Origin of the sequence: Pseudomonas sp. GD04015 (genome assembly GCF_029837675.1) — a bacterium.
Classification (GTDB): Bacteria; Pseudomonadota; Gammaproteobacteria; order Pseudomonadales; family Pseudomonadaceae; genus Aquipseudomonas; species Aquipseudomonas paralcaligenes.
In genome coordinates, this window is sequence record NZ_JAOEEE010000015.1 from 22751 (window position 1) to 40445 (window position 17695).

18 protein-coding genes are annotated in these 17695 nt (G+C 60.6%); 15 read left to right on the forward strand and 3 right to left on the reverse strand.

Features of this window, described 5'->3' with window-relative positions; all coding sequences use genetic code 11:
* The first annotated feature begins 124 nt into the window (after positions 1-124).
* The 5 genes from N7640_RS14380 (at position 125) to N7640_RS14400 (ending at position 5547) form a co-directional block, all read left to right on the forward strand.
* Complete coding sequence (locus N7640_RS14380; protein ID WP_279903998.1) at positions 125-1438, forward strand: DUF1329 domain-containing protein; 1314 nt, start codon at positions 125-127, stop codon at positions 1436-1438.
* Between the two features lie 42 nt (positions 1439-1480).
* Entirely contained in the window at positions 1481-2284 is an 804-nt protein-coding gene (locus N7640_RS14385) for a crotonase/enoyl-CoA hydratase family protein (protein WP_279903997.1), read from the forward strand.
* Between the two features lie 15 nt (positions 2285-2299).
* Positions 2300-2869 carry a TetR/AcrR family transcriptional regulator gene (locus N7640_RS14390; RefSeq protein ID WP_279903996.1) on the forward strand — a complete coding sequence of 190 codons (570 nt, stop codon included), beginning with the start codon at positions 2300-2302 and terminating at the stop codon, positions 2867-2869.
* Positions 2870-2917: 48 nt separating this feature from the next.
* Complete coding sequence (locus N7640_RS14395) at positions 2918-3949, forward strand: MBL fold metallo-hydrolase (RefSeq protein WP_279904025.1); 1032 nt, start codon at positions 2918-2920, stop codon at positions 3947-3949.
* A gap of 320 nt (positions 3950-4269) precedes the next feature.
* Positions 4270-5547 carry an outer membrane protein transport protein gene (locus N7640_RS14400; RefSeq protein ID WP_279903995.1) on the forward strand — a complete coding sequence of 426 codons (1278 nt, stop codon included), beginning with the start codon at positions 4270-4272 and terminating at the stop codon, positions 5545-5547.
* A gap of 86 nt (positions 5548-5633) precedes the next feature.
* Here the strand turns inward: N7640_RS14400 and N7640_RS14405 are convergent, their stop codons facing one another.
* From N7640_RS14405 to N7640_RS14415, 3 genes are all read right to left on the reverse strand, one after another.
* Positions 5634-6203, reverse strand: coding sequence for a TetR/AcrR family transcriptional regulator (locus N7640_RS14405; RefSeq protein ID WP_279903994.1), 570 nt, complete (start codon positions 6201-6203; stop codon positions 5634-5636).
* 66 nt (positions 6204-6269) lie between these two features.
* Entirely contained in the window at positions 6270-6974 is a 705-nt protein-coding gene (locus N7640_RS14410) for an SDR family NAD(P)-dependent oxidoreductase (RefSeq protein ID WP_279903993.1), read from the reverse strand.
* Positions 6971-7576: a 2-hydroxychromene-2-carboxylate isomerase gene (locus tag N7640_RS14415; protein WP_279903992.1), complete on the reverse strand. Its 606-nt coding sequence runs from the start codon at positions 7574-7576 to the stop codon at positions 6971-6973. Before N7640_RS14415 ends, N7640_RS14410 begins: the two co-directional genes overlap by 4 nt.
* 208 nt (positions 7577-7784) lie before the next feature.
* Between N7640_RS14415 and N7640_RS14420 the strand changes: the two genes are divergently transcribed.
* From N7640_RS14420 to trbJ, 10 genes are all read left to right on the forward strand, one after another.
* The gene (locus N7640_RS14420) at positions 7785-8768 is read left to right on the forward strand and encodes an alpha/beta hydrolase (RefSeq protein ID WP_279903991.1); all 984 of its coding nucleotides are present in this window, start codon (positions 7785-7787) and stop codon (positions 8766-8768) included.
* Between the two features lie 214 nt (positions 8769-8982).
* A complete protein-coding gene (locus tag N7640_RS14425; RefSeq protein ID WP_279903990.1) occupies positions 8983-9918 on the forward strand; it encodes a LysR substrate-binding domain-containing protein in 936 nt (311 codons plus the stop codon).
* Complete coding sequence (locus N7640_RS14430; RefSeq protein WP_279903989.1) at positions 9915-10178, forward strand: EexN family lipoprotein; 264 nt, start codon at positions 9915-9917, stop codon at positions 10176-10178. Before N7640_RS14425 ends, N7640_RS14430 begins: the two co-directional genes overlap by 4 nt.
* Before the next feature lie 219 nt (positions 10179-10397).
* Entirely contained in the window at positions 10398-12398 is a 2001-nt protein-coding gene (locus N7640_RS14435) for a conjugal transfer protein TraG (protein WP_279903988.1), read from the forward strand.
* On the forward strand, positions 12395-12856 hold the full coding sequence (locus N7640_RS14440; RefSeq protein ID WP_279903987.1) for a CopG family transcriptional regulator: 462 nt from the start codon (positions 12395-12397) through the stop codon (positions 12854-12856). Before N7640_RS14435 ends, N7640_RS14440 begins: the two co-directional genes overlap by 4 nt.
* Complete coding sequence (gene trbB, locus N7640_RS14445; protein ID WP_279903986.1) at positions 12853-13866, forward strand: P-type conjugative transfer ATPase TrbB; 1014 nt, start codon at positions 12853-12855, stop codon at positions 13864-13866. Before N7640_RS14440 ends, trbB begins: the two co-directional genes overlap by 4 nt.
* Positions 13863-14240 (forward strand): TrbC/VirB2 family protein, encoded by a 378-nt coding sequence (locus N7640_RS14450; protein ID WP_279903985.1) that lies wholly within the window; start codon positions 13863-13865, stop codon positions 14238-14240. Before trbB ends, N7640_RS14450 begins: the two co-directional genes overlap by 4 nt.
* Positions 14237-14506 (forward strand): VirB3 family type IV secretion system protein, encoded by a 270-nt coding sequence (locus N7640_RS14455; RefSeq protein WP_061338602.1) that lies wholly within the window; start codon positions 14237-14239, stop codon positions 14504-14506. The genes N7640_RS14450 and N7640_RS14455 overlap by 4 nt, the downstream gene beginning before the upstream one ends.
* Before the next feature lie 15 nt (positions 14507-14521).
* Positions 14522-16957 (forward strand): conjugal transfer protein TrbE, encoded by a 2436-nt coding sequence (trbE, locus tag N7640_RS14460; protein ID WP_279903984.1) that lies wholly within the window; start codon positions 14522-14524, stop codon positions 16955-16957.
* The gene (trbJ, locus tag N7640_RS14465; protein ID WP_279903983.1) at positions 16954-17691 is read left to right on the forward strand and encodes a P-type conjugative transfer protein TrbJ; all 738 of its coding nucleotides are present in this window, start codon (positions 16954-16956) and stop codon (positions 17689-17691) included. The genes trbE and trbJ overlap by 4 nt, the downstream gene beginning before the upstream one ends.
* The last annotated feature ends 4 nt before the right edge of the window (positions 17692-17695 follow it).

The window sequence follows — 17695 nt, forward strand, 5'->3', positions numbered from 1 at the left end:
TTTTTTCTTCACGTCTTGAACAACAAAAACAAGATTCAGGAGTGTGTGAGCCATGATTTCATCCAACCAAATTCCCAGGATCTCAACTCGCAATGTGTGCGCCTCCCTGAAATGGGGAGCACTCATGGCAATCATTTACTGCCCACTGGCCATTTCTGCCGTTTCCGCAGAAAAAGCGAGTGAGCTCGGTTCCAAACTGACCCCTTCAGGAGCAGAGAAAGCTGGCGATACCGCCATAGGACTTCCTGAGTGGAACGGTGGTTTGCCGAAGGATGCCGGAGTGGTAGACAGCAAAGGTTTCCTAGCTGACCCCTTTGCTGGCGAGAAACCGCTTTACGTCATCACCGCCGACACAGCTGACAAATACAAAGAGCACCTGACTCCAGGTCAGCAGGCTCTCTTCAAGCGTTACCCAGATACGTACAAGATGCCGGTTTATCCTTCACATCGGACGGTGAATTTCCCGCAAGAATGGCTGGATATGACCCGCTCTAATGCGACCCAGGTGAAGTTGATCTCAGGCGGAAATGGCCTGGAAAATTACGCCGGAGGTATCCCTTTCCCAATACCGGAAAACGGCCAGGAGGTCATCTGGAATCATCTGACGACCTATCGTGGCCACGGATTTAGCCGACACGTCGTGCAGGCTACACCCCAGCAGAATGGGAGCTTTGTACCGGTTCGCTTCGAGGACCAGGTGCTGCCGTTCTATGCAATGAGCAACCCCAAAGGTGAGCTGCAGTACTACAAGCAAATTGTCACCGCACCCTCGCGCCTGGCCGGTAACGTGTTGCTCGTGCATGACTACCTCAATCAAGTGGTCAGCCCTCGCCAAGCTTGGCTGTACAACGCTGGGCAACGTCGTGTGAGGCGAGCACCTCAAGTCGCCTATGACGGTCCGGGTACCGCATCCGACGGTATGCGCACGGCGGATAACCTGGACATGTTCAATGGTGCCTTGGATCGGTATGACTGGAAGTTGGAAGGCAAGAAGGTCATCTACATTCCGACCAACAGTTACCGACTCGACTCTCCCGAGTTGAAGTACAAGGACATCATCAAACCAGGGCACATCAATCCGGAGTTCACTCGGTATGAGCTTCACCGCGTCTGGCATATCACCGCCACGCTGAAGCCCGGGGCCCGCCATATCTACGCCAAGCGTGATTTCTTCGTGGACGAGGACAGCTGGCTAATCGGTACTGTCGACCACTATGACGGCCGCGATACCCTGTGGCGCGTAGCTGAAGGACATGCCCAGTTTTACTACCACCAGCAACTGCCGTCTTTCACCATGGATGCGCTCTACGACCTTCAGTCTGGCCGATACCTCGCCATGGGCCTGAAGAACGAGGAGAAGCACTCTTGGAACTTCGACTCCAAACCTCAGGAGCGTGACTTCACTCCTACTGCTATTCGCCAGACGGGTATTCGCTGAAGGTTGATTCAGCATCCCATCCATGACGCCAGGAGTATTTGCGTGAATTTGAAATTCGTTGAGGTGAGCTATTCAGGTGCGGTGGCCACTGTCCACCTGAATCGCCCTGATAAGCACAACGCGTTGAATACGCAGATGCTTTTGGAGCTAATCGCCTGCGGTGAACAGCTACGAAGCAACCGAGACATTCGTGCGGTCATCCTCACGGGTAACGGGCAGTCCTTCTGTGCTGGCATGGACCTCAAGGACATCATGACGGGTGGCCTGCTGAAGAGGGTGATGGCATTCCTGCCCCTGTGGAAACCGACGATGAATCGTTACCAGAAGGTTTCCCTAGTATGGCGATCCTTGAGCGTCCCCGTTATCGCAGCAATACATGGCAATTGCTTTGGCGCAGGCCTGCAGGTGGCTCTGGGGGCTGATATTCGAATTGCTGCACCAGGTTCTCAGCTGTCGATCATGGAGTCGAACTGGGGGTTGGTGCCCGATATGGGAGGAACTGTGGTTCTACGTGAGTTGCTTTCCAAGGACGTGGCCATGGAGCTGACGTTCTCAGGCCGGACCATTGAAGCCGAGCAAGCAAAAGCTCTGTGCCTGGTAACTCATATAGCTGACGATCCCTTAGAGGCGGCCCACCAACTCTGCCGAGAGTTCGAGACGCAGTCTCCAGACGCCTTGGCTGCAGGTAAGAAATTGCTGCTCGGGGCCTGGAGCGGCAGCGAGTATTCCGCTCTTCGTCAGGAGCGGCTGTGGCAGCGGCGTGTGATCGGAAAGCGAAACCAGAATATTGCGGTAGCTAGGCGACTGCAGAGTTCGCAACAGAGCTATGAACGTCGGACCAGGTAAACGCTAGGGGCCGGCATGTCCAGATACAGTTCAGATCGAGCAGAAATCACTCGACGTGAGATTTTGGAATCAGCTACCGAACTGTTTCGCCAGCACGGTGTGCACGAGGTGAGCCTTGCCAAGATCATGAGCGAAGTTGGTATGACTCCGGGCGGCTTCTACAAGTACTTCGACTCGAAAGAGGTGCTTGCAGGAGAGGTTTGTACGAGGGCGTTCCTCCAGTCGCATGAAGTCTGGGAGGCCATCATCGATCGTGCCCGGCAGCGATCGGAGTGCCCTCAGCGTGCCTTGATTCGCGAGTACCTGGCGTTGGCCGAAGACGGGCATTGCCCGATCATCGCTCTCAGCCACGATGCCGCAGGAGTCTCGCATGATCAGTCGTTCGCGCAGGCGTATCGGGACGGCTCGAAGGGGCTACTGGATGCTTTGCTTGAGATTTCTTTCGAGCGGAAGAGCGGGGCATCAAGGCAAGAAATTCTGGCGCTCTTTGCAGCCATGCTTGGCATCGGGCTTTTGTTACGTGCAGCGAGTTCCGAGCCATGGGTTAAAGAGATCGAAGGTGCTTTTCTCAGTCAGCTGAGATGAGGCAGAAGAAAAACCAAGCAGTACGTTGGGCATGTAGAGATGGCAACAGTGGGGTTGGAATATCCGTTCAATAAGCCAGAGCGGGGAGCTGTTACCGAGGTTGTACCTGGAGTGCTGTGGATTCGCATGCCGCTTCCATTTCGCCTTGATCACGTGAATCTATGGCTGATTCGCGACGGTGATGGTTGGGCGATTGTCGATACAGGCATGCGCAATGAAACCGTTGAGTCCACTTGGAAGCAGGTGCTTGATGAAGTGGTGGGTAGCTCTAGGGTCACCAAAGTGATTGCTACCCACATGCATGCTGATCACGTAGGCATGGCCGGGTGGCTCACTGACCGGTTCGGGTGCGATCTATGGATGACTTTCCGGGAGTACCACGGTTGCAAGGAGTTGATGCGCCCTGAAGATGGGCCGCCACCTGAGAAACTCACTTTCTATCATCGAGCAGGCTGGAGTCCGGAGGCGCTGGACAACTTCAAGTCGACCTACGGCGGTTTTGGTGAGGCGGTGCATCAACTCCCTTCGGCGTTCCGGCGAATAGCAGATGGCGAGCAGATCACCATTGGCGCCAACGAATGGCAGGTCATCGTTGGGCAAGGGCACACGTCCGAACATGCTTGTCTCTATTGCCCGGAGCTTCAGCTGTTCATCTCCGGCGACCAAGTACTTCCCAGAATCACTTCAAACGTTTCCGTTCCTTCGCTTCAGCCAGATGCGAATCCTATGGAAGGTTGGCTAAGTACGCTGGTAAAGATCAAACGGAAGGTCAGCAACGATGTGCTGGTGTTGCCAGCACATAACGAGTGTTTCAGAGGGCTGCATATACGCCTGGATGACCTTCTACAGCTTCAGCATCGGCTTCTGGCAGACCTGCTGATAAGACTCCAGCAGCCTCGCCGCGCCGTAGATGTATTCGAGTGCCTTTTCGGCCGTGAGATAACCATGTCGGATGGATTTCTCCTGACTATGGCAACCGGAGAAAGCCTTGCAAACCTGAACTATCTGATCGCTTCCGGGAAAGCGGTAAAACGACAGGATGCGTCAGGTGTTGATTGGTATAGCTCAGCTAGCACCTAGCTTGAATGTAGGTCAGCACCGCTCTGTTTCGCCCACATGTCCGTCGATGCGGATCAGCAAAAAACCGAACTGGACTTGGGTATAGATGGCCATAATGGCCATCTTTTTTTGCCTGCATGCAGCGCGCTAGAGCCTCCTGCGCAGATCCCTAGCATCGGAAAATTCAAACGCCATTCTCGATCAAAGTGTCCGCTGGATGACACTGTGGCCGAAGGCACGCCAATAGGATTACGCGCGCCATTCTCAGGCGCGCACTCAGAGTGCTTGGGCTTGGTAGCGACCCTCGTAAGGGCCTATTTCCGTTTCGGAGTCTGAACACGATGTATAAGAAGACCTTTCAAGGCGTAGTCACGTTAGCCGTGTGTGCTTTGACCCTGCAGGCGCATGCCAACGGATTTTCACTCAACGAACAGAGTGCGAGTGGAGCAGGAACTGCATTTGCTGGACGCGCATCGACCGCCCTGGATTCTAGTGTCATCTATGGCAACCCGGCCGGTCTGGTAAAGCTCGAGCGAGCTGAAGTCAGTGGGGGCTTCGGTGTGATCAAGCCAATCATGGATATCAGCAAAGAGAGCAGCACAGCTGCAGGTACCAACGACGGTGACTCAGCTCCTGTTGCGGTAGTACCGTTCGGCTTCATCTCTTCGCCGATATCTGAAGACTTCAGCGTTGGTCTTGGTCTGTACGCCCCATTTGGTCTGGTCAACGACTACGAGTCGAGCTTCCAAGGCCGCTACCACGGCTCGTACAGCGAGGTGAAAGTCGCCACCCTCCAGCCGACCATCAGCTATCGCATCAACGACTTCATCTCAGTCGGTGGTGGCATCACGATCAACCGCATTGAGGGCACACTGCGTAACGACCTCGCGACAGCTGCGCTTAATCCTACCCGGCGCGATACCGAGATCCAGATCAAGGGGGATGACACGGCCTATGGGTACAACCTGGGCGTCATGGTCGACTTGAGTGACTCTGCCACCTGGGGGCTGACCTACCACTCCAAGGTTCGCTACACCCTGGAAGGGCATACGACCGTTTCCGATTCGCCTGCAGCATTTGGGCTCGACGGTCGCTACAAGACCCAGATGGAAGTCACCTTGCCGGAGTCCGTTGATAGTTCTGTGACCTATCGCTTTGACGAGCGCTGGACGGGCTATCTCGGAGCCACGTGGACACGCTGGAGTCGGATGAAGGAGTTGCTTGCTGAAAACAGCGGGGTGCCGGCACTGGGGCAATCGCTTGGATTTGGCACGATCGGCGAGGAGATGAACTGGCACGACACACTAGCCATGGCTATCGGTGCCTCGTACCAGCTGAACCCACAATGGGTACTGCGTACTGGCTTCGCTTACGACCCCTCGCCGACTACCAACGAGCATCGCTCTGTACGTATTCCGGTTGGAAACCGCCATACCGTGACCTTCGGCGCAGGTTACTCGCCATCGGATGACCTTACCTTCGATGTCGCCTATGCCTATCTGTGGGAGAGCACGGCCTACATCCACCAAGAGAATGAGACTGGGCTGCAGCCTGAGTACAGCTCGAAGTACGACAACAGTGCCCACGGCCTGACCGCACAACTGACGTACCGCTTCTAACGAAGTACTCCCTGGAAATCGCCTTCCGCTAGCCGTCGAACAACATTACAAACGACGGGCCGATGGCGATGCTGAGTGACAGATACTTAGTCTCGAGAGCCGGTAAAGGTTTTCAGCAAGAACGCTTGTACGGTCGATAGGATCTCCTGGGATAGCTCATCGTCCGAAACCGCACGCGAAAGCCCCAAAGCACCGACCATAGCGCTGAAGACCACAATCGCTTCAGCTCGCTTGTCCCCTTCTGCGGCTCCCACCAGGGCTGAAATACCCTTGATGTTCGCTTTGAGCTTGCGCGTGTAAAGCTTGCGAGCCTCACCTTCTACTCGGCCGATATCACTCACCAGTGCACCCACTGCGCAACCAGTACCTACAGCATCGCGATGCTCCGGGCTCAGGTACTCGCCTACGAGAGTATCGAAGGTGGCTTTGTAGGTGCGCGCTGGATCCTCTGAGCGCTGGAACGCTACATCGAGGGCCTCGGCTACTAACTGGTCGCGAGACTCGAAGTGCTTATAGAAGCCCCCATGGGTAAGGCCGGCCTGCTTCATGAGGTTAGCGATGCTTAGACCATCAATCCCAAACTCGCAAAAACGCTCAGCCGCGAGACTGACAATGCGATCATGGGTTGCCTGCTTGCTGGCTTGTGAGTGCCCCATCTCTGATGACCTTGATGTTTGCTCCACAGCGGAGGATATCACCCGCTGTGGAGGCCACTTTTTAACTCACCACTTCTCGGCGAAGGGTCGGATTTCTGTCAAGAAGGACCATGCGCTTCTGGGCTGCTGAATTAGGTGGCCCACCTCCGCCGCGATGTCCGACGGTTGTATGAAAAACTCATCAGGAGCGGTTGGTTGCATTTTGCGAGTCCATTCCACGTCGATAACTGCATCGATGACGACGTATGCAACATGAACTCCTTTCGGCCCCAGCTCGCGAGCGATCGACTCGCTAAGGATGCGCTGGGCAGCCTTTGTCGGTGCGAAACCGGCGAAGTGACTCTTCCCTCGCAGGGCTGAGGTGTTGCCAGTGACGATGATTGCGCCTTCGCCTCTTTCAATCATCGCAGGCGCCAGACGGCGGGCCAGGTGCAGCAGCGAAACGACATTTGTCTCAAAGTTAGTGGTAAGAACCTTCGGATCGATGTCCAGGAAGCTCCCAAAAGTCCCGCCGACCGCATTGTGGACAAGCACAGCAGCTTGACCAAGCTGGGACTCGATGCGATCAAGGGTTAATTGGAGCTGCTCGATGTTAGAAACATCAGCAGGGAAGGAGTAGGTATTCGGTAGCTCACTGGCCAGCGCCGTCAGCCGCTCTGCATTGCGAGCGATCATTGCTACATGATAGCCATCGCCAACCAGGCGGCGAACGATTGCAGCGCCGGTACCCGGACCAACACCGGTGACGATTGCGAGTTTTTGGGTGCTCATTGTGACGCTCCGTTTGCTTTCTTCAGAGCCGCCCGAACGAAGTCGAGTCGATCATTGCCGAAAAACATCTCGTTGCCGCAGAAGAATGTGGGCACTCCGAAAACGCCACGCCGAGCTGCTTCTTCGTTATTGGCAGCAAGCTGTTCCCGGACCGCAGGGCTATCTGCGATCTGCCAGATGTCCACATCCAAACCGAGTTTCTGCAGGAACGCAGCTCTTCCTTCTGGGGTCACCAGATCGTCGGTGCCGGCCCATACCGCTTCGAATAGAGCCGAATGCACTATGTCGAAGATACCAACTTCCAGAGCTGCAACAGCCGCACGAGCCAATATGGCACCCTCGACTTGCCCGGCACGCATTGCCTGAAAGAACGCACCGTTTGGGATAAGCGGCACGCCGTAGATTGCTGCCCAGCGACCAGCATCAGTGCCTGAATACTTCGCTTTAGCTGGGCATGCAGGTGAAGGCTGGTTATTCACCTTTTTCATCACTTCCAGGATGTCGACTGGGAAGTAGCTGATGGTGGTATTCAGCTCTGGCAGGCGTGTATTGGCTAGGTACGCATACGGACTTCGGTAATCGAAAACGGACTGGAGGCTCATAGATCTCTCCTAGGAAATGGATTTGGGTGGCGCGCGATCATCTGGATGTTATTCATCATCCACTTTGGATGTCAAATAACATCCTGAGTGTCGGCCAGCCGACCATCACGTTTTTCGGACTGATCTAGGATCAATCACCTTAAGACCTTTCCGCTCTGGGTGGGCGTGGCTCACATGCCCCGGGCAGGGATTCTAGGAGACCCGCTCTATGTCTGCCTTTCAGCACAAGTACGCGTACACCAATGGCATTCGCATGCACTACATCGACGAGGGCGAGGGCCCTGTCGTCGTATTGCTGCATGGCTGGCCTGAATCTTGGTATTCCTGGCGGCACCAGATTTCGTTCTTGGCTGACGCTGGATATAGAGTTATCGCTCCCGACCAGCGGGGGTATGGAGATACAGAGGTTCCCTCGGAAGTTAGCAGCTATCACATCCTCAATCTGGTCGGGGATGTGGTGGGGCTTTTGAACTCACTGGAAATTAGATCCGCTGCTCTTGTTGGCCATGACTGGGGATCGATGGTGGCTGCGGCAGCCGCGCTTCTGCGGCCTGACCTGTTCCACCGCCTTTGCCTGCTTAGCGTTCCCTACGTGCCGCGCCGGAGCCTTCGGCCCAACACTCGCTTTCAACTGGCAACCCAGGGAAAGCACTTCTATCAGGATTATTTCCAGCGTGTCGGCATCGTCGAGCAGGAGCTAGCGGAGGACACGTATCGAAGCATCCTGGGCGTCCTATATTCAGGGTCAGGGGAGGCCAGGAAGCATCCCGAGCACAGCCGAACCGGCTTTATCGCATTCGACAAGAGCACTCGATTCGTAGACAACCTGATCATTCCGGAGCAGCTTCCGGACTGGCTGACGGAAGATGATCTCGATGTCTTCGTGAAGCAGTTCGAGCGTTCGGGCTTCTTCGGCGGCATCAACTGGTACAGGAATATGGATCGTAACTGGGAGCTAACTCCGTTCTGGAACGGGGCAGTTCTGATCCAGCCTTTGTTGTTCATTGCCGGTGAGCTAGACGGTGTCTTAATGATGGCAGGCGAGGAATATGAGGCGTTGGATATAAATGCCCAGCAACTGATTGGAAAGGAGCTAATTGGGGATGCAGGACATTGGATTCAGCAAGAGCAACCAGACCATGTTAACAAGCTACTGCTGAACTTCTTGGGACTGCTATTTGCAATGCCATGAGCCTGCTGTCCCGAAGGTTAGCTGTCTCGTACTGATCTTCCAGCACCTCTGGCAAGGTTAAAAAAGGACGCCTGAACAAACGATGTAACGATCAATAGCGTTGTCGGTTATCCGTCGCTGGAAATGGGGTCGGCGCATGGGACTACAGCTAAGTACCGCGTCGACTAGTGGAGGCCTATCTCCGACCAGTGACATACCGAAGGAGAAAATACACATGGAGTTCAGGCATCTTCGTTGCTTCCTCGCTGTTGCAGAGGAATTGCACTTCGCGCGAGCGGCTGAGCGGCTGCACATCGAGCAGTCGCCCTTGTCGCGTGCGATCAAGGAGCTCGAGGAGGAACTGGGCACAAGGCTTTTCTTGCGAACCACGCGGAGTACGAGGATTACGCATGCCGGGCGACTGTTTCTGGAGCATGTGCCGCGCGTATTCACTGCTTTGCAACAGGCGCGCGACAGCGTGAAGGCCGTCGCGAATGGGTACTGCGGCCAACTGAGGGTGGCTCTCTCGGACGGGATATCTCCCTTGCGCTTCTCTTCGTTTCTGGCGCTATGCCGGCAAGAAGAACCGGAGGTCGAGATTCGCCTGTCTGAAGTGCCGTTGTCGCAGCAGATCAAGGGGCTGCACGACGATCTGTATGACGTGGGGTTCGCCCAGTCGGATGAGGTTGGGGATGGCATCGTCACCGTTCCGGCCTGGAGTGATCCGCTGTTGGTAGCGGTGCCGGAGCGCCATCCCATCCTGTCCCACAAGCGCATTCCGTTGGAGGAATTGCTGCGCTATCCGCTGGTGTTATGTGACCCACAGGCGTGTGAAGGCCATGCGCGCCAGGTCGAGCGCTTCCTGCGTCAGGCTGAAGCGGAGCCGCTGGTCGCGGAACAGGTGGCCTCTTGCGACTTGATGATGGCGCTTGTCGCGGCTGGTTTCGCCCTGGGTCTGACCGGCGAGTCGTGCATCGCGGCTAGCCGCGAATCGGGTGTCGTGGGGCGCGCATTAAGGGGCTCTCCTCAACTTACGACCTATCTGCTGCGTTCGCCGCGTGAACCGTCGGCAACGCTGGCTCGCTTCATCGAGCGGGTACAGACCATCGATTCTTCGGATGACGTCCAGATTGCTAGCCAGACCAATACCAGGGAGGAAATCGAGCCATGAAGAAAATTATGCCGTTTCTCTGTGTCCTGGCCCTTGCGGCCTGCGGTCAGCCTGAAACACCGACGCCGTCGGCGTTGCCCACGGTTGACGAGCTCGCAGCCGATCCCGCGCGGCTGAAAGAGCTGCGTCAGCAGTGCAAACTGGATCGTGCCGCACTGGGTGACGAGCTGTGCAGTCGTGTCGCTGAGGCCACGCGCAAGCGCTTCTATGGCGATGGAACGGTGCCCTATACACCGCCGAAGGAGCCGCCCAAGTTCTGATCGTTGGCGATCTGCTAAATCGTCCACTTGCTTGTTCAGCACGTCGTAATGCGCTCGCGATTGCGGCGGTTTCTCTGCATTCGCTCTCGCATGAATTGATGCTCTCCAGTCCATTCTTGTCCCGATAAAGGTCTTTGACCGGCACTGACCCGGCACCGAATCTCGACCACGCAGCCAGCATTTTTTGCTGCCTTCATAGGAGAAATCGGGAGCCAGGCAATGCAAGGGACGAACGTGCTGTTCGGGCAGATCGCCGCCGTATTCGGCATCGTGATCGCCGGCGTGTGGGCCGCCACACAATGGACAGCCGCCGCCCTGGGCTATCAGGTATGCCTGGGCTCGCCCTGGTTCGACTGCTTCGGCACTCCGGTCTATCACCCCTGGCGGCTGTTCGACTGGTGGTTCTTCTTCGGCGCCTATGCGCCGGAGATTTTCGACACAGGTGGTGCCATCGCCGCTGCCAGTGGCCTGGTCGCCGTGGGCGTCGCCATCGCCATGTCGATCAGGCGTTCACGCCAGTCGCGCCTGGTCACAACCTATGGTTCGGCGCGCTGGGCCGAGGCCGCCGACATCCACTCGGCGGGCCTGGATCGGCCGGCGGGTGTCTTCCTTGGGCGATATGACGACCTGTACCTGCGTCACGATGGGCCTGAGCATGTCCTGGCCTTCGCGCCGACCCGCTCCGGCAAGGGCGTAGGTCTGGTTATCCCCACGTTGCTGAGCTGGCCGGCCTCGGCGGTCATTCACGACATCAAGGGCGAGAACTGGAACCTGACCGCCGGCTGGCGCTCGCGCTTCTCGCACTGCCTGCTGTTCAATCCCACCGATCCGCTTTCGGCCGCCTACAACCCGTTGCTGGAGGTTCGGCGCGGCTCGCATGAAGTTCGCGATGTGCAGAACATCGCCGACATCCTGGTCGATCCCGAGGGCGCACTGGAGCGCCGCAACCATTGGGAAAAGACCTCGCACGCGCTGCTGGTCGGAGCCATCCTGCACGTGCTCTACGCGGGTGAGGACAAGACGCTGCGCGGCGTCGCCAACTTCCTGAGCGATCCGGCGTATCCGTTCGAGGTGACGCTGCACCAGATGATGACGACGCGTCACCTGGGCGACGGCACGCACCCGGTGGTGGCATCCGCCGCCCGCGAAGTGCTCAACAAGTCGGAGAACGAGCGCTCGGGTGTGCTGAGCACCGCCATGTCGTTCCTCGGCCTGTACCGCGACCCCACGGTGGCCGAGGTCACCTCGCGGTGCGACTGGCGCATCGCCGATCTGATCGCCGCCGAACATCCGGTGTCGCTGTATCTGGTGGTGCCGCCGTCCGATATCAGCCGTACCAAGCCGCTGATCCGCCTCATCTTGAACCAGATCGGGCGGCGGCTCACCGAATCGCTCGACGGTTCTGACGGCATCGAGCGCCGCCACAAGCTACTGCTGATGCTCGACGAGTTCCCAGCGTTGGGCAGGCTCGACTTCTTCGAGACGGCGCTTGCCTTCATGGCCGGTTACGGCATCCGCAGCTTTCTCATTGCCCAATCGCTCAACCAGATCGACAAGGCCTACGGGCAGAACCATTCCATCCTCGACAACTGCCACGTGCGCGTGACCTTCGCCACCAACGACGAGCGCACGGCCAAGCGCATTTCCGAGACGCTGGGCACCGCGACCGAGCTGCGCGCACAGCGTAACTACGCGGGCCACCGGCTCGCGCCGTGGTTGGGGCACCTGATGGTATCGCGCCAGGAAACGGCTCGGCCGCTGCTGACGCCTGGAGAGGTGATGCAGCTGCCGCCGGACGATGCCGTGGTGATGGTCTCCAGCGTCGCGCCGATCCGGGCCAGGAAGTTGCGCTACTACAGCGACGCCAACTTCAAGCGTCGCGTGCTGCCACCTCCCGCCATTGTGGCCGGGCGCTACGCCGACGCACCGCCGGCGCGGGCGGACGACTGGAGCGGCCTGGCCATGCCGGCTGTGCCGGCGCCCTTGGCTGAGGACCTGGGCGATGAATTGGCCGCCACCGAGGAGGAGGGTGGCCCACGCCACCAGCCTGAACTGTCCGAGACCGTCGTCTACAGCCCGGAGCGGGCGCCGGCATGCAGCGACCTGGCGCTGCTCGATGACGACGACCTGCAGCCCGTTCTCCCTTGCCAGCTCGATCCGGCCATGCAGCGCGTCGCGCGGCTGGCTTCCCTAGATCCAGACGACGGAATCCAGCTATGAGCCAGTACCGCCTCAACTTGTTCATCCAGCCGGAACACGCCAAGCGCCTTGATGAGCTGGCCGCCAAGAAGGGCGTGTCCAAGTCCTCCATCGTGGCGGCGGCCCTGGCGTCCTGGCTGTCGCCGGATGCGGGCGACCAGCGCGAGGCGGCCATCGCCAAGCGGCTGGATCGCCTGTCGCGCCAGTTCGAGCGCCTGGAGCGCGACCAGGCCATCGAGATCGAGACGCTGGCGCTGTTCGTGCGCTACTTCCTGACCGTCAGCACGCCGGTGCCCGAGGCGCACCAGGAGGCGGCCAAGGCCCAGGGCAAGGCGCGTTTCGAGCAGTTCGTCGAGCAGCTCGGCCGCCACCTGTTGCGTGGGCGCAGCCTGGTACGCGATGTGGTCGAGGAGCTGTACCCGGACGGCCCGCGCATAGATGAGGCAGCGTTGGACGAAGCTCGGGAGCGTGTCTCATGAGTGCCACGGCGGTCTCGTTGGACCGACGCATTCTCATGCTGCGCACAGCGATGGGGCCGGTGATCGCCGCCGCGCTCGAGGACCCGGACGTGGTGGAGATCATGCTCAACCCCGATCGCACGCTGTGGGTCGATCGCCTGTCGTCGGGGCGCGCGCCGCTGGGCGCGGAGCTGTCCGAGGAAGACGGCGAACGCATCATCCGCTTGGTCGCCGCGCATGTCGGTGCGGAAGTGCATCGCGGCCAGCCGCTGCTGTCCGCCGAGCTGCCCGAGACGGGCGAGCGGTTCGAGGGCGTTCTGCCGCCGGTGGCACCGGGACCGGCCTTCGCGCTGCGCAAGCGCGCCGTGGGCGTCATCCCGCTGGAGCGCTACGTGACCGACGGGATGATGACCGTCGCGCAGGCCGAGTTCCTGCGCGGCGCGGTGCACGAGCGGCAGAACATCCTGATTGCCGGCGGCACCAGTACCGGCAAGACCACGCTCGCCAATGCCTTGCTCGCCGAGATCGCCACCACTGGCGATCGCATTCTCGTGCTCGAAGACACGGTGGAGCTGCAATGCGTGGCCCGCGACCATGTGCCGCTGCGGACGCATAGCAATGTGGCCTCCATGCGTGATCTGGCGCGGGCCACGATGCGACTGCGCCCCGACCGCGTGGTCGTCGGCGAGGTGCGCGGCGGTGAGGCGCTGGATCTCGTCAAGCTGTGGGGCACCGACCATCCGGGCGGCATCGCCACCATCCACGCCGGTTCCGCGCAAGGCGCATTGCTGCGCCTGGAGCAACTGATTCTCGAAGTCGCCGCGAACGCGCCGCGTGCGTTGATCGCCGACGCCATCAACGTCGTGGTGCGCATCGCCGGGCGTGGCCGCAAGCGCCACGTTGAAAGCATCACCCGTGTCGTCGGCTTCGACGATACGGGCTACCAACTGGCGGATGCGCTGGAAGCGCCGCTTCCCGAGCTGTCGCCGACTTCCTCCCCGTCCCTTGACTCTACTGGAGAACTGCCATGACGCCCTCTCAGGCTTTGCGCATTTCTGACAATCCGCTTTTTCGTCTTGACCGCCTGCGCTGCGTGGCCAAGTCGGCGCAACAGGGGCTGCTACTGGCGGTCGTGCTCCTGCTGATGGCTGGCTCGGCACATGCAGCCGGTTCCTCGATGCCCTGGGAAGGCCCGCTCGAATCCATCCTCGAGTCGATCCAGGGGCCGGTGGCGCGCATCGTGGCGGTAATCATCATCATCGCCACGGGCCTGGCGCTGGCCTTCGGCGACACTAGCGGCGGCTTTCGCAAGCTGATCCAGATCGTGTTCGGCTTGAGCATCGCTTTCGCCGCGTCCTCGTTCTTCCTGTCCTTCTTCAGCTTCTCCGGCGGGGCCGTCGTATGAGTACGGGAAGCGACCTGCCGGGCTTCGAGGTGCCGCTGCACCGCTCGCTGACCGAGCCGATCTTGCTCGGTGGCGCGCCGCGCACCGTGGCGATCGCCAACGGCACGCTGGCCGCCGCCGTCGGGCTGGGCCTGCAGCTTTGGTTGCCGGGCCTGGCGCTGTGGCTGGTTGGCCACGCACTTGCCGTATGGGGCGCGCGTGTCGACCCGCAGTTCATGCAGGTGTTCGCCCGGCACCTCAAGCACAAGCCGCTGCTGGACGTGTGAGGGGAGGGGGCCACGATGCTGAACCTCAACGAGTACCGCCAGCGCCCGGCCTTGCTCGCCGACTGGCTGCCCTGGGCCGGCCTGGTCGCGCCCGGCGTCGTACTTAACAAGGACGGCTCGTTCCAGCGCACGGCGCGTTTTCGTGGTCCGGACCTGGACAGCGCTACGCAAGGTGAGTTGGTGGCCACCACGGCGCGCCTGAACAACGCGCTGCGTCGGCTCGGCGCGGGGTGGGCGCTGTTCGTCGAGGCTGAGCGCAGGTCGTTGGCGGATTATCCGCACTCGGACTTCCCCGAACCGCTGTCGTGGCTGGTGGACGAAGAGCGGCGCGCGACGTTCGAGGAGTCCGGCGAGCACTTCGAGAGCGGTTACCACCTCACGCTGCAATACCTGCCGCCGGAGGAGTCGCATGCCCGCGCGGCCAGGTTGCTGTACGAGAACACACCAACCGCCGGCGTGGACTGGCGCGAGCGCCTCACGGCCTTTATCGCGGAGACCGAACGCATCTTCGATCTGCTCGTGGGCGTGATGCCGGAGATCGACTGGCTCGATGACGGCGAGACGCTGAGCTACCTGCGCGCGACCGTTTCGACACGGCGCTACCGCATCGCCACGCCGGAAGTGCCGTTCCACCTCGACACGCTGCTGGCTGATACCCCGCTGCTCGGCGGCCTGGCGCCGATGCTGGGCGACGCGCACCTGCGCGTGGTGACGGTGCGTGGTTTCCCGACCTCGACCTGGCCAGGGATTCTGGATGACCTCAACCGGCTGGGCTTCGCTTATCGCTGGAGCACGCGCTTCCTCTGCCTGGACAAGGCCGAGGCGGAAAAGGAACTTGGCCGTCTGCGCCGCCAGTGGTTCGCCAAGCGCAAGAACATCCTGGCGCTGTTGCGCGAAACCCTCTTCCAGCAGGAGAGCCCGCTGGTCGACACTGACGCCAGCAACAAGGCGGCCGACGCGGATGCCGCTCTGCAGGAGCTGGGTAGCGACCAGGTCGCCTTCGGTTTCGTCACCGCCACCGTGGTGGTGCTCGATGCTGACGCTGCCGTGGCCGACGAGAAGCTGCGCAGGGTGGAGCGTGTCATCCAAGGGCGGGGCTTTGTGACCATCCCGGAAACCCTCAATTCGGTGGAGGCGTGGCTGTCGTCGGTGCCGGGCAATGCCTATGCCAACGTGCGCCAGCCCATCGTTTCGACGCTGAATCTTGCCCACCTGATGCCAGTGTCGGCGGTCTGGGCCGGGCCAGAGCGCAACGCTCATCTCGATGGTCCACCGTTGATCATCACCCGCACCGAGGGCGCGACGCCCTTCCGGCTGGTGACCCATATCGGCGACGTGGGACACACGCTGGTCGTCGGCCCGACCGGCATGGGCAAGTCCGTCCTGCTCGCCACGCTGGCGATGCAGTTCCGCCGCTACCCCGGTTCGCGCATCTTCGCTTTCGACATGGGGCGCTCCATGCGGGCGACGGGGCTGGGCCTGGGGGGCGAGCACTATGATCTGGGCGCCGATGGCGCGATCGCCTTCCAGCCGCTCGCGCGCATCGACCAGGCGGGCTACCGCACCTGGGCGGCCGAGTGGGTGGAGGGCCGTCTGGCACACGAGGGCGTGGTCGTTGGTCCCGACGAGAAGGCGGTCATCTGGTCGGCGCTCGGCAGCCTCGCCGGCGCGCCGGTCGAACAGCGTACGCTCACCGGCCTGTCGGTGCTGTTGCAGTCGAACGCGCTACGTCAGGCGCTCGCGCCCTATGTGCTCGGTGGGGCGCACGGCAAGTTGCTCGACGCCGACCTCGACTATCTGGGCATGGCCGACGTGCAGTGCTTCGAGATGGAGGAGCTGATGCCCAGCAAGGCGGCGGTGCTGGCCGTGCTGGGCTACCTGTTCGCGCGCTTCGAGGAGCGTTTCGACGGCGCGCCGACGCTGCTGATCCTCGACGAGTCTTGGCTGTTCCTCGACGACCCGGTGTTCGCCGCGCGTATTCGCCAGTGGCTGAAGACGCTGCGCAAGAAGAACGTCAGCGTGATCTTCGCCACGCAGTCGCTCGCCGACATCAAGGACTCGACCATCGCCCCGGCGATCATCGAGAGCTGCGCGAGCCGCATCTTCTTGCCCAACCCGCAGGCCACCGAACCGCAGATCCGCGCGATCTACGAGGGCTTCGGTCTCAACGGCCGGCAGATCGAGATTGTCGCCACCGCGCAGCCCAAGCGCGATTACTACTACCAGTCCCGTGCTGGCAACCGCCTGTTCGACCTCGACCTGGGGCCGGTCGCGCTGGCGTTCGCCGGCGCCTCGATGCCCCAGGACCAGCGCGCCATCGACGACGTGCTGCGCGAGGTCGGGGTGCCGGGTTTCGCCGCAGCCTGGCTGCGTCATCGCGGCCTCGACTGGGCGGCCGAGCTGCTGCCGTCCGCACCATCCGCCGCGTCCTTTCAGGAGGTTTCGCCATGAAAACCCGCGCGCTTTCCACGTCCCTCGCCGCCATGCTGTCGGTCTCGTTGCTGGCTGTTCAGCCCGTGTCGGCATTCACCGTCATCGACCCGACGAACCTCGTGCAGAACACCTTGATCGCGATCCGCACGCTGGAGCAGATCAACAACCAGGTGGAGCAACTGCAGAACGAATCGCAGATGCTCATCAACCAGGCGCGCAACCTGGCGAACCTGGACTTCAACATCGTCAACCGGCTGCGCTCGTCGTTGGCGAGGAGCGATCAACTGATCGCCGAGGCGCAGGGGCTGGCCTATGACGTGCAGAACCTCGACCGCGAGTTCGCCCGGTTGTACCCAGCGGAGTACGCCGCCACCGTCAGCGGCGACCAGATGTACCGGGATGCCCGCGAGCGCTGGCAGCACACACTCGACGGCCTGCATACCGCGATGCGCATGCAGGCGCAGGTGTCGCGGAACCTGGGCGAGGATGAAAGCGCCCTGGCCGACCTGGTGGGACAGAGCCAGTCGGCCACGGGTGCTCTGCAGGCCATGCAGGCGACCAACCAGTTGCTGGCCCTGCAGGCCAAGCAGTCCATCCAGGCGCAGCAGCTGCAGCTCACCCAGGATCGCGCGGCCTCGCTGGAGCTGGCGCGGCAGGCGGCGGCGACCGAGCGCGCCCGCGAGGTTCGGCGACGCTTCCTGGGCGAGGGCACGCCGTACACCCCGCAAACGGTCCGGTTCTACGGGAACTGAGGTG